We start from the raw sequence: 12,586 nt of genomic DNA on the forward strand, positions 1-12,586 counted from the left end.
CCGTAGCCGAAGCTTCGCTTCGGCGTTCTTAAGAACGGCGGCCTAAGGCCGCCTATGCCACCTTCTCCCACAAGGAGAGAATATGCAAGTTGCTGCCTAGCGCCTGCTAGCGTTGCACTCGCAAGTAAGGCATTGAAAAACCAAAACAACACGCGCATGCTATGCAGGCGCTAACAGGCGCAGGGCCTCTGCTGTTTTTTACACGCGCCCTACACTGTGAGCCGTTTGCCCATGCCAAAGCCCCGCAAAATCACACTGGAAACATCCACCGCTCGCGCCAAGCTCACGGCGCGTAAGGCAAGCTATTTTGTTCGCGTCGCGCCAAACATTGCACTTGGCTATCGCCGGAATGAAAGCGGCTTCGGAACGTGGAGCGTTCGTTTTGCCGATGGGCGCACGAGCTGGCTGAAGAAATTCGGCATCGCCGACGATCTGGAGCCGGCCGACGGCAAGTACGTGTTCAATTACGATCAGGCCCTAGCGCAGGCGCGCAAGCTGGCGCGGGGTGAGGCGGACGCCGAACCTGAGGCTATTGCAATAGGCTTTGCGCCGGTCTCGCTGGACGATGCCTTGACCGACTATCAGCGCGACCTCGAAGCTCGCGGCGCCAGCATCTACAACGCCAGTGGACTACGGCGGCATCTCAGCTCGCAGTTGCTCGGCAAGCCTGTGGCGCTCTTGGAAGCCAAAGAGCTGCGCAACTGGCGCGACGGTCTGCTCACCAAGGGCCTGCAGCCGTCCAGCGTCGTGCGCTACTGCAAAAGCCTGCGAGCCGCGCTCAATCTTGCCGCTTCCCGCGACAAGCGCATCCAGAACGCGGGTGCATGGGAGGCCGGCCTCGAGTCGCTGCCTGATGCAACCGTCGCCCGCAATGTCATCCTTGGAGATCGCGACGTGAGCCGGTTCGTGGCCGCCGGCTACCGCGTCGATGCCCACTTAGGTCTGTTCGTCGATGTGCTGGCGGTGACCGGCGCGAGGCCGTCGCAAGCCGCACGGCTGCTGGTCGAGGACCTGCATGGCGGCGCCAAGCCGCGTCTGACGATGCCGCGCTCAGCTAAGGGCGGATCGAAAAATCGTGCCAAGCGCAAGGCCGAGCGTATCAGCGTGCCGATCACTCCGGCGCTGGCGACGAAACTCAAGGAGGCCGCCAAGGGACGCGCTGCCGATGCGCCGCTGCTTCTGCAGAATAACGGCCAGCCGTGGAGCGGCTCCGACGACTATCGCGAGGACGTCGCCAGGATCGTCAAGGTTCTGAATCTCGATTCAAGAGCGACGATGTACGCCTTGCGCCATTCGAGCATCGTCCGCGCGCTGCTGCGCGGTCTGCCGATTAGGCTTGTCGCCGCATCGCATGACACGTCGAGCGCTGAAATCGAGCGCACCTACTCTAAACACATCACCGATCATAGTGACGAGATCGCGCGAGCGGCGCTGCTGCATCACGCGCCGGCGTCAGCCGTCGCCAACAGTGTTGTCGGGCTGGTGCAGTGACTATGTGCGCGCGCAAGAGCAAACAGCTTGTATCGCGAAAGGAGAAGCCGCCTCCGTTCGGCGATCCACGCTGGATTTCTTTGGCATTAGCGCATCACATCCGTTCGGAGCAGCTCACCGGCGGGCGGTACGCTGACCTAGCGACGCCTCAAGTGATCGAAGCATTGGTGAGCGAGAAGCTTCGATCCATGCGGCGAAATATGGTGACTGGAGAGTACGAAGAACTGCTTGGCTCGTTCTGGCGCGGTCGCGCTATTATGATCATCGACCACCAGTTTCAGATAACTCCACGCTTTCGGTCCAGAGAGCACTGGGAATTTTTTGTATGGCGACCGGATGTCGATAGCCTCTGGCTTGCGGCGCACACCGAAAAGAACGTGCGGTTGCCCCGTAAGCCGCCAGGGCCAGCGCCTACACATGATTGGAAGATGCTCGTTGCTCGAGAAGTGATCCGAAGGCTCATGGCGGGCTTGAAAATGCCTAGGGCGCCAGAGATGCTGAAATTTTGCGAGAGCGCAACTGGCCATGCACCTGACGATAGCGACATGCGTAAACATCTTAAGTTTCTGAGGGGGCAGTAGATTTCGGTTTTGTGTTGCTTATTCTGTTTTAGCGAAACTATCGATTGAATTCTGACTATCGCGCTTAACTTGCTGATCTGGCTGCTATTTCAGATCCTCCCCGATCTCCCCCGATCTCCCTCTTCCTCAAGGTCGTAAGCTGGCGCCTAATCGCAGCGATCCACTCAACAGGAGCTGCACACAATGGCGCGCGGAGAAGTCACTGGCCGCAAGCCTGGCGTCACCGCCGATCTCGCGAAACTGGCAAATGAAACCTCGATTGCGCCGATGGCGTACTCGATCCGGCAGTTCTGCGTAGCTCACGGCATCAGCGTCGACACCTATTTTCGCATGCAGCGCGCTGGCTTCGGGCCGGTGACGATGAAGGTCGGCGGCCGGACGCTCATCAGCGTCGAGGCTGCCGCAGCGTGGCGCCGCGAGCGCGAGGCCGACACGAACACCCGTACGGTCGTTGCCGCCGAGTAGTCAGCGCCGACCACAGTGAAATTGCTGTCTGAGTTTCGCCGCGGCAACCGCCGCTCGGCCGCGGCGAATTATTGGCTAGCAGGAGCGGAGCTGAACCAGGTGCACCCGCCTGAGAAACCGATGCACCTGGTCGATCAAGAAAGGAGGGCTTCTGATGCCCAATCTTGCGACCGGAACCACTGTCGCTTCCCCTGCGGTAGCGTCCCTCGACTCCCCTGTCAACGTCGTCGTGCGGCTCTTGAAGCACATCGCCGAGCGGATCGAGGACGTCGGCGAGCGCGTCTCCCTCGGCTGCGGTATGGCCTTGGGCGAACTGGAGGTGTTCGAGCCGTTCGATCTCGGCGATGAGCTGAACGATCGGCGCAAGGCGCTCGAAGCCGATTTGGTCGAGATCGAGACCGCCGTGCACGACCTCGATGAACTGGTCGGATTCATCAAGGAGGTCACGTCGTAGCGAGCTGACAGAGGGGCGTCATCGCGAGATGGCGCCCTTTTCTATTTCGAGGGACCCACAATGGCTAACAATCCGCAAGTTCAGAGCGCCTTCATCCTTGGTCTCGTCGTGCGCTTGGCCGCCGGAGCTCATTGCCCGCATTGCGGAGCCGAACTGCGCGCCACCGATGTGAGCATCGACAGCGTGGGCGGCCCGCACCGGCCTGACCTGCTCTGGCTGTCATCGCGACATCCTGGTGATCGAGCCGAAGACCTAGCCGACGACCGATCCGATCAACCTTTCCGCGAGAGCGGCGCCACCTGGGGCGTAGCCCAGTTCGATGAGCAAAAGCGAAACAAACAGATTGAATGGTGACAAACATGACGAACGATATCACGACCTCCCAAGATGGACCGCCGCAGGCCGATGACGGCTTCTCAGGCTCGTTCCCGTCCCGTCGAATTGGGAGAGGCTCTTACCTCAAATGGAATGACAAGCAGGGTTGGGTCGACCGCGATGGTGTCGCGGCACCGTCGCCTTTGTTGGTGGTCGATGTCGGCGAGATCCTGCGCCGGTGGAAAAACAATGAGGCTGAGTACATCCTCGAGAAGCCGCTGCCGAACGCCGGTGAATTGAACGCCGCGATTCCTATTCAGGAATGGGAATTGGGTGTGGATGGCAAACCGCGTCCGCCTTGGGCGCATACGGTGATGGTCTACCTGGTCAATCTGTCGACCGGGGAAAACTACACGTACTCGGGTGCGACCGTCGGTGCCCACATCGCCTACGATGCCCTGAAAGAGTCGGTCATGACCATGCGGTCATTGCGAGGGACTCGCTGCATGCCGCTGGTCAACCTCAGCAGCAGGCCGATGAAAATGAAGTTCGGCCAAGGCAGGCGCCCGCACTTCGAGATCATCGGCTGGCGGACGCCGGGAGACGGAGGGAACGCCGTTCCGGCGGCCCCGCCGGCTCCTCAGCTCACCGGCCCCGCTGCCGCCGAGAAGGCAGCGGCTTCGGTCACGGCGCTGAATTTCTCGGACAATTCGGCGAGGTCCACCCAGCAGGCTCGTGATCAGCATCAAGCCAACACAGGCCAGACGAAGCCGAAGCCGCTCATCGACGTCTCTAGCGAGACGCTCTCCACCATGACCGACGTGAAGCCGGTCACCACCGCTGAAATGCTGAACGACAGAATCGTGTTTTAGGCGATCGACCGGATCAGAGAGGGGCGTCAGCTCTTCTCTGGCCGCCGAGGGAAAGGAATGATGCCGACACTGTTCTGGGACATCGAGACGCGGAGTACTGCAAACCTGCGGGAATGCGGCGCCTACGCATATGCCATCGACGCCACAACCGAGCCCCTCTGTCTTGTCTATGCCGTGGACGGCAATGATCCGATGCTGTGGTTGCCGAGAAGCCCGGTGCCGCATGAATTTTATCGCGTGGCTTCGGAACCAGAACTCTGGCAGCTGGTCGCGCACAACTACGAGTTCGAGCGCGCGATCCTCGAAAATGTCCTTGTACCTCGTTTTCTCTTTCCCGCGATCCCGCACCACGTGCAGCACTGCACCCAACGGCTCGCGTTGGCGAACGCCTATCCCGCCGAACTCGATCTGCTCGCCCAGGCCCTCGGCTTACCCTACAGGAAGGACCCCGTAGCGCGGAGAGCTATGCTTGCGGTCTCCCGGCCCACAAGCAATCGCAAGCGTAAGGGGGACGCGATGCCGACCTGGGATGAAGACCCCGAAAAGCTCCAGCTTCTCTATGAGAGGTGTCGGCTCGATGTCATTACGATGCGCGCGGCCTGGCAGTCGACGAAGCTGAAACCGCTCTCTTCGACTGAGCGCCGCTATCAGCTCGAGGACGTCGCGATCAATGACCGTGGGATCCGCCTCGACCGAGACTTTGCGACAGCCGCGCACGGTCTCGCAATCCAAGAGCGGACCGCCATCGGCCTCAAGCTTCAGGAGCTCACCCACGGGGCCATTACGAGCTCCGATCAGGTGAAGCGGTTCCTCGAAGCCATCAACGCCCGCGGCCACAATATGACTTCGTTGACCAAGAGTGCGGTCGCCAAGATGCTGGCGAGCAAGCCCGATGACTATGTCGCTCAGCTGCTCGAGCTTCGTCGTACTGCTGCACGCGCGAGCGTGAACAAGTTCAAGCGGATGCTTGCCTATGCGTCGGTTACTGACGATCGGATGCGAGGCACGCTGCGGATGTACGGCGGCGCACCGGGTCGGTGGTCGGGCTTGGGCCCCCAGCTCCAGAACCTGAAAAAGAACGAGAGCAACCTCCCGCTCTGTGTGGTCGAGCACGTCTGCAGCGGAGATCGTGCCGCAATTGCTGCTTACGGCAATCCGCTCGCGCTGCTCGGCGATATCTCACGCGCGGCACTCTGTGCCGCACCGGGGTGTGAGCTCAAATCTGGCGACTTTTCGGCGATTGAGAGTGTCGTGCTGGCATGGCTCGCGGGCGAGCACTGGAAGCTAGAGGCCTATGCGACTTTCCAGCGGACCGGCGACAAGCAGCTCGAGCCGTATCGCGTGATCGCTCGGAGGATGCTGCGCAAGGCCGCGGATGCAGATATCTCACAGGTAGAACGCCAGCTCGGAAAGGCCGGCGAACTCGCCTCCGGCTTCGGTGGGTCTGTTGGTGCATGGCGCCGGATTGTTCCCAACGACCCGCGTAGCGATGACGAGATCAGGGCGATCATCGGCCAGTGGCGCAGCGCGCACCCCGCTACGACAAAGTTCTGGAAGGATCTGGCGCGTGCGATCCGGATCGCGATCAAGGTCGGCAAGCCGGTCTTGGTAGCGCCTGCACCGCAGCCGCCGATCATTGCGAGTTTCGTCGACGGCAATCTGACGCTGACGCTACCGAGCGGTCGCGCTATCACATATCCGCAAGCGCACCTCGTTCCGGCAAAGTTCGAGGACGCGGCCCCTGATGTCGAATTCATGGACAATGCGCGCGGTCAATGGAAGGCTTATCGCGGCTGGTTCGGCGTCTTCGTCGAGAACGTTGTTCAGGGCACAGCGCGTGACCTCTTGGCCGCAGCAATCGATCGCTTCGAATGCCGTGGTATTCCCGTGGTGTTTCATTGCCACGACGAGGTCACGGTCGAGGTGCCCTGCGGCTCGCTCTCAGATGCAACATTTCTGACGGTTCTTCTTGAGTCTCCCGATTGGGCTGCCGGGCTGCCGCTGGGCGGCAAAGTGCATTCGGGGGCGCACTATCTTGAGCCGCCCGAGCAACCTGCCGAACCCAAAAGTGAGCTGCCGCCGGACCCCGTAAAAGAGCAAGAGCAAGCTCTCGAACGCGCCATCGAGATCTATATTGAGGACACTCGCCGGGACATCGGGACGGTCGATGACCCGATTATCCTCGATTTGAACGATGATACGGAATTCTTGGCGACGCTTCCAGACCACGTCGCACCACTGACCGAGTTGGTCGGCCTACCGCTCTCTTCCGACAATAAAGTGGTGTGCCCGTTCCACGAGGAGGTCGTGCCGTCCTGCGCCATCTATCCTGACCATTTTCACTGTTTTGGTTGCGGAGAGCACGGAACGCGCCTGGACTGGCTCACGCGCGTCGAGGGCATGACTGTCAAGGACGCTATCAGCGCCATCAAAGACTGGCCCTCAGCTCCAGCTATCCACCGTTGCCGCGATGAAGCCGCTGCCAAGTTGTCGCAGGCATTATCAATCTGGGCCTCGAGTGTGCCTCTGGGGGGCACTATCGCCGAACGATATCTGGACGAGACCCGGCACATCGACGTCACCCGGCTGCCGGACGACGTGCAGGGCTGCCTTCGCTTCCATCCCGATTGCATGTTTGGTGCGGGCTCCCGGCCGTGTTTGATCGCCCTGCTGCGCGATCCTATCAGCGACGAGCCGGTCGGGATCCAGCGTACCGCGCTGCTGCAGCGCGACGGCCGCGTTCTGAAGGTTGAGCGGCGCATGCTTGGCCGGACCGGCGTGGTCAAGCTGTGGCCTGCTTCGTCTGATCTCGTAATTGGTGAGGGACTTGAGACCGTGCTCGCTGCTGCGACCCGGATCCCGCACTGTGGCCGGTCGCTAACGCCGGCGTGGGCCGCTCTCTCCACCAAGAACATGGCCGCGCTGCCAGTCGTCGCTGGCGTGCAGCGTCTATTCCTACTCATCGACAACGATTCCAACCAACAGGGCCAGATGGCCGCAGCCGTCGTGGCTGAGCACTGGCGCCGGCACGGTCGGACCGTCGTGCCGCTGATGCCACCGACGCCTGACACCGATTTCAATGATCTCGTTTTGATGAGGGATCAGGATGTCCCTGCTTAAGCCGCCAGACCTCCGTTCGGCTGACGGTGCAATCAGCTTGGAGGATTTTTATGCTATCCCTGAATCCAACCGGTTCATGTTCATGCCCGCCCGCACGACGTGGCCGAAGGAGAGCGTCGATAGCATTCTTCCGAAGATACTCGGCGAGAAGCGGAACGGAAAATTTGTGAAGATCAAGCCGTCGGACTGGCTGAAGCAGCACCGTCGCGTCGAACAAGTTACCTGGATGCCGGGCTGGCCGGAAATCATCGAGGACAAGCTGCTGTTTGACGGAGGCTGGACGGACCGCCCCGGCGCACATGTCCTCAATCTCTACCAACCCCCGCGAACTGTCCCCGGCGATGCCGATCTGGCGAGCCCGTGGATCGAGCACGTGCAGCGGCTCTACCCAAACGACGCAGAGCACATAATCGATTGGCTGGCCCACCGCGTGCAGTTTCCCGGTGAGAAGATCAACCATGCGCTGGTCATGGGCGGCGGTCAGGGCATCGGCAAGGACTGGATATTGGAGGCGGTCGAGAAGGCGGTCGGAGAATGGAACTTTCACAACGTGTCATCATCCGAACTGTTGGATAAGAACAACCCGTTTGTGAAGGCGGTGGTGTTGCGCCTGAATGAAGCGCACGATCTCGGCGAGGGAGGCCGCGCGAACCGATTTGCCCTCTATGAGCGCATCAAAAGTTATGCCGCGAGCCCGCCGAATGTGCTGTCGTGTGTCGATAAGTACGAAAAGCGCATCTACGTGCCGAATGTGCTTGGTCTCTGCATCACCACCAACCACAAGTCCGACGGTGTCTACCTGGATAATGACGATCGCCGCCATTTTGTGGTCTGGTCCGAGAGCAAGAAGGAGGACTTCAGCGCAAAGTTCTGGACCGAACAATGGCGTTGGCTGAGGGGTGGGGGCGCAGGCCACGTTGGTGCGTATTTGGCGCAACGGGACCTGTCATCCTTCAACGCCGGCGCCATTCCCCGCCAAACCGAGGCCTTCTTTGAGATCGTCCATGCGAGCCAAGCACCGGAGGATTCCGAAATTGCCGATGCCCTCGATGAGCTCGGCCGGCCCGATGTGGTGACGCTAGGGATGTTGGTCTCAACGCGGCAAGGTGCGTCATTGGAATGGCTGCTGGACAAGAAGTACCGGCGATCAATCCCCTACAGGATGGAAACCTGCGGCTACGTTTCTGTTCGCAACCCTGATGCGGACAGGAGCGACGGGCTCTGGAAGATCGAGGGGCGCAGGCAGACGCTTTACGGGCGGACCAAGCTTGCGCCAGAGCAGCGGCAACTGGCCGCGCGTAATCACGTCCAGCGGCTTAAAAAGACCTTGAGCAGCATCTAAGGTGCATGACGTGCTCCCTCTGAGAAGGCAGTCGTTCTCGTAAAAAAGCACGAGGTTCTCTCGACACAGCCACTGACATCACCGACTTCAGTCACGTGATACAAGCTGGAGAGCTGCATAGCCGCCTAAACATTGTCGCGGAACCACTGATTTCACTGACCGGGACTGATTTAATCTGATGGCAGTTCGACCGAGCGGGATCAACATAGTCGGTCAGTGATCAGTGTTTGGTAGGTGGTCTACCTACGAGCAAACAATGTGTCTTCGTTTTATTAGAATATGGGGGCCATATAGGGAAATCACTGCCGATCAGTGATCACCACCAACGGCATCAGCGACGATCCTCATCGCCACACATATCTTCTGCTAATATGTGTCGAACGCGTAGGAGGCCGGAGATGCCGCGAACATCAGGGTCAGGCAACGCGGCGTGGCATGGAGCAGTTGCCAAGTACCGGTTTAAGCGAGGCAGGCCGGGGTTTCGCAAATGTATGGCTCTCAAGAGGAACGGAGCACCTTGCGGCAACCTCGCGATGCGGTGGATTAGCGTCTGCCAATGCCACGGCGGCAGGATGCTGACTGCTCGGCTTCGGCGACGAGAGAAGGCGTACCGCGAGGGTTTACTTTAAGTAACTTCCACATCAATTGTAGGACTCGCTGGGTAGCGCCTCGAACAACTCCTGCCACTACATGCTTTTGTGGGCGTGCTGCGGCAACGCAGGCCGACAGAACATAGTCGGCAAGACTCTACGGAGGCCCTGGAAGGGCCTTGTGCGACGGCGCCGGGATGTTCAGGCCCGACTCTCACGACTCATCACGGGGCACTGCATCGCATTGGAGAGGTCGTCGGCTGCTTGTCAGGCAGCCGCCCTCAGAAGCATCGCTAAAAGCTACTGTAGTGCCCGCCAGACCGTCGCTTCACCGACTTCATACTCCCGGGCGAGCTCCGCCATCGTCTCACCAGCAGCGTAGCGCTCCGCAACACGTCTGCGCTGACCGGGATCGAGCGCCGCGGGCCTGCCGAATCTCGTGCCTTTTCGCTTGGCCCTCTGGATACCTTCTTCACACCGCTTGCGGATCAAGTTGCGTTCGAATTCGGCGATGCCGCCCATGATCGTCATGACCAGCCGGCCAACATCGGTCGTGGTGTCGCACCAGCTCTCGCCGAGCGAGACAAAGTCGCAGCTCAGTTCCTGTAGGTCATGCAGAATGTTTTGTAGGTCGCGGCTCGACCGTGCCAAGCGGTCCAGTTTCGAGACGACAAGCACGTCGCCTGGGGCGATGGTCTTCATCAACCTGGCGAACTCTGGGCGACCGTTGATCGATTTGCCGGAGACCTTTTCGCTGAACACGCGTTCGCATCCGGCGGCCTTCAGGACCTCGATCTGCGCAGCGTGATCCTGCGTACCCGAGCTGACTCGCGCATATCCAATTTTCATTTCTTCCCCCATTTTGAAAAAGACACTTTTGGAATCCAAAAAGCGCGATAATGCAAGGGCAATTTCGATCTTTCAGAACGTAGAGTTTTTGAAAGATGCGGTGTCGTCGGAGGCGACAATCAGCGACCCGATGCATGGTCCGCGGGGGGTGTGATCGTGACCGGTATCTGCGGCTGCGTCTCAAGAGGAACCTATCAGCGGGCGCCCGGCAGACTGCCGAAGCACCGGCCCGAGGGCATGGCTCTGGCACCGCCCCCTGGTGGCCCCCAAAATCGGGATCTGAAACGTTCGCAATACTCCGCGGCAAAATTTTCCTTTTGCGAACTGCGGCGCGTTGCGGTCGTGGCGTGGTGAGTCAAATTGACTCACCAGAAGCGGCCTTCGCCCACTCTTGCCATCGCTTCCTTCCCCCACTAGCCTTGACCAGACACCGCCCGCTATGGAGCCCGAGTGCCAGCGGCCTGAATGGCTACCGTGGGAAGGGCGTAGTCGGCGGTGTTATTCTTTGACCGTCGGTGCGCCTCGAAGAAAGGTTTGCGAGGTGGACAGTGGTTCAGCCCAGAAATGTCTCCGAAGATTTATCTCCCGGGCGCCTGTTTGCCTGGGTGACGTGTAAGGCCGCTGTTGCTCTTTGCGCGGTCGGTGAGGATTGGGGCGTGGTGTTTTGGTACTCACGCCGGAGCGCCATCTTCATATGCATCGCAAATCTGACGCAGAGGCCTGGCAGTCCAGACGGCGTGCGATGGGCAGGTTCACGGTGATCAGCGCTTGAGCCGTGAGGGGTAGGGAAGGCTGCTCGAAAGCCCGCGAATGAACCCGACGTCCGCTTCTGGGAAGACACAAGCGGCACAGCAGTCCGGTTGCTCTAGGCCAACCTTCTCGTAGACCAGAGGATAGCGTTAGTGAGGATTTTCTGGCAGCGCGGGTCCTGCCAGACCGACGCCTCGTGGCCAAGCGCCGAATAGAATACTCGCCCCTCCCCGTAAAATCGTTTCCAGGCGAGCGGCCAACCATAGAAGCGTTGATTCACACCGGCCTTATTGAGGTCCACCGAACTTTGGTCGAGGCGCAGGAGCACGCGTGATCCGCGATAGTCGAAGTCGCTGATCTGGTAGATTTCATCGTTCAACTGCAACGAATTCCCCAGAAACGCCACCACTGGATCTGCAACATCAGCCACCTCGATGGTCACACCCTGATGCCAGGGATGACCGTTGAAGTAGCCGCCGATCAGATCGAGGTAGTCTGGCCAGGTGTAGAATGAGTCCGTGGCCGAGTGAACACCGAGAAAGCCACGGCCCGAGCGCACAAAGTTGAGAAGTGCTATCTTTTGGGCGCCGCTCATCGGAATTTCACCGCTTGTGTAGAACATCACGGCGGCGTACCGCTCGAGGTTCCCGATCGAAAATTCAGACAAGTCTTCCGTTGCGATGACTTCAAAGGCACCGGAATTCCTTCCAAGCTGCGTCAGGATTGCTTCGGAAAGTGGTATGACGTCGTGCCGATAGCCGGCCGAGTATGTGAAATAGAGGACACGTTCTGGCGGGCGCTCTGCACGCGCGCCGAGCGGTCGGATTGCCGCCGCGCTGCTGACGAGTGCGATGAACTCGCGTCGCGTCACAATCCTCTCCCGATGCTTAACCGGCCAGAAAAGCTTAGCACATATCGGCGCGCCGCGCGCCTGCGGCGCCGCCCTACGCCCGAGGTTCAATTGATAGCCTCGACTTGACAATGTCGCTTAATGGCCCGTGGCTGACCTCCGCTCTTGGCCTCGCACCGTCCGCTTCCGACGGCTGAGCGGAAAGCCATCGTGGAGACGCCGAGGGCAGCCTTTGACCAAAAGCCGTTTGACCATGGGCGTCGCTCGTAGTGGAGCATTCTGCTATTGTGGCTTTTTCATTGTTGAATATCGGCCAATGGAGCACGCGATGCCAAACAGCGAGGAGATCGAGGCGAAGTCGCTTAACCCGGTGCCACAGGGCTATGTGCTTGGTCCCGGAGAGGGTGAACACCTGATCCATTTTCGTGATGGCGGCAACATCTTCATCAAGGCCGACCCGGTAACGGGGTCCAATAATCTTGGCCTGGGCATTCAGCAGCTACCCAAGGGCTCAGGCATTCCAGTTCACCGACATCTCGACAGGGACGAAGCCTTCTATGTTCTGGAAGGCAGTGGCACGGTCACACTCAACGATGTGCATCATTCTTGCGAAAGAGGTGGAACGATTTTCATACCCAGGAACACCTGGCATGGTTTCAGTAGTCCAGATCAGGAAATGGTTCTGCTGTGGATCATGGTGCCCCCAGGCCTCGACGGTTTCTTTCGCGAAACCTGCAGCCGACCCGGCGAACCGCGAAAAGAATTGACGCGGGAGCAGATCAACGCAATCGGTCTCAAATATGGGACAGAATACTAGGTGCCCTCAGAGATTTGCCTCCAAGCGCTAAGACGCTGAGTCCGAAATTGACCCTGGCTGTGTGAAAACTCAAAAATCAAAACGCGACGA

At 59.7% G+C, this 12,586-nt stretch carries 10 protein-coding genes; 8 read left to right on the forward strand and 2 right to left on the reverse strand.

Annotation, left to right across the window (positions count from 1 at the left end; translation table 11 throughout):
- Nucleotides 1-231: 231 nt before the first annotated feature.
- The 7 genes from I6F17_RS22860 to I6F17_RS22890 all read left to right on the forward strand — a co-directional run bounded on the left by I6F17_RS22860 (nt 232) and on the right by I6F17_RS22890 (nt 8,640).
- Nucleotides 232-1,491 carry a tyrosine-type recombinase/integrase gene (locus I6F17_RS22860; RefSeq protein WP_225127942.1) on the forward strand — a complete coding sequence of 420 codons (1,260 nt, stop codon included), beginning with the start codon at nt 232-234 and terminating at the stop codon, nt 1,489-1,491.
- 764 nt (nt 1,492-2,255) lie between these two features.
- On the forward strand, nt 2,256-2,537 hold the full coding sequence (locus I6F17_RS22865) for a hypothetical protein (protein ID WP_225127940.1): 282 nt from the start codon (nt 2,256-2,258) through the stop codon (nt 2,535-2,537).
- Nucleotides 2,538-2,691: 154 nt separating this feature from the next.
- Nucleotides 2,692-2,991 carry a hypothetical protein gene (locus I6F17_RS22870; protein WP_225127939.1) on the forward strand — a complete coding sequence of 100 codons (300 nt, stop codon included), beginning with the start codon at nt 2,692-2,694 and terminating at the stop codon, nt 2,989-2,991.
- A 60-nt stretch (nt 2,992-3,051) separates the two neighbouring features.
- The gene (locus I6F17_RS22875) at nt 3,052-3,345 is read left to right on the forward strand and encodes a hypothetical protein (RefSeq protein ID WP_225127937.1); all 294 of its coding nucleotides are present in this window, start codon (nt 3,052-3,054) and stop codon (nt 3,343-3,345) included.
- Nucleotides 3,346-3,350: 5 nt separating this feature from the next.
- Nucleotides 3,351-4,178 carry a hypothetical protein gene (locus I6F17_RS22880; RefSeq protein ID WP_225127926.1) on the forward strand — a complete coding sequence of 276 codons (828 nt, stop codon included), beginning with the start codon at nt 3,351-3,353 and terminating at the stop codon, nt 4,176-4,178.
- Between the two features lie 57 nt (nt 4,179-4,235).
- Nucleotides 4,236-7,298 carry a toprim domain-containing protein gene (locus I6F17_RS22885; RefSeq protein WP_225127924.1) on the forward strand — a complete coding sequence of 1,021 codons (3,063 nt, stop codon included), beginning with the start codon at nt 4,236-4,238 and terminating at the stop codon, nt 7,296-7,298.
- Nucleotides 7,285-8,640 carry a primase-helicase family protein gene (locus I6F17_RS22890; protein ID WP_225127921.1) on the forward strand — a complete coding sequence of 452 codons (1,356 nt, stop codon included), beginning with the start codon at nt 7,285-7,287 and terminating at the stop codon, nt 8,638-8,640. Before I6F17_RS22885 ends, I6F17_RS22890 begins: the two co-directional genes overlap by 14 nt.
- A gap of 890 nt (nt 8,641-9,530) precedes the next feature.
- Here I6F17_RS22890 and I6F17_RS22895 read toward each other — a convergent pair.
- Nucleotides 9,531-10,079, reverse strand: coding sequence for a recombinase family protein (locus tag I6F17_RS22895; RefSeq protein WP_225127919.1), 549 nt, complete (start codon nt 10,077-10,079; stop codon nt 9,531-9,533).
- 865 nt (nt 10,080-10,944) lie between these two features.
- On the reverse strand, nt 10,945-11,700 hold the full coding sequence (locus I6F17_RS22900; RefSeq protein ID WP_225127917.1) for a ThuA domain-containing protein: 756 nt from the start codon (nt 11,698-11,700) through the stop codon (nt 10,945-10,947).
- A gap of 211 nt (nt 11,701-11,911) precedes the next feature.
- On the opposite strand from I6F17_RS22900, the gene I6F17_RS22905 reads away from it, so the two are divergent.
- Nucleotides 11,912-12,496: a cupin domain-containing protein gene (locus I6F17_RS22905; RefSeq protein WP_225127915.1), complete on the forward strand. Its 585-nt coding sequence runs from the start codon at nt 11,912-11,914 to the stop codon at nt 12,494-12,496.
- The last annotated feature ends 90 nt before the right edge of the window (nt 12,497-12,586 follow it).

Origin of the sequence: Bradyrhizobium sp. NBAIM18, from assembly GCF_020193825.1 — a bacterium.
Classification (GTDB): Bacteria; Pseudomonadota; Alphaproteobacteria; order Rhizobiales; family Xanthobacteraceae; genus Bradyrhizobium; species Bradyrhizobium yuanmingense.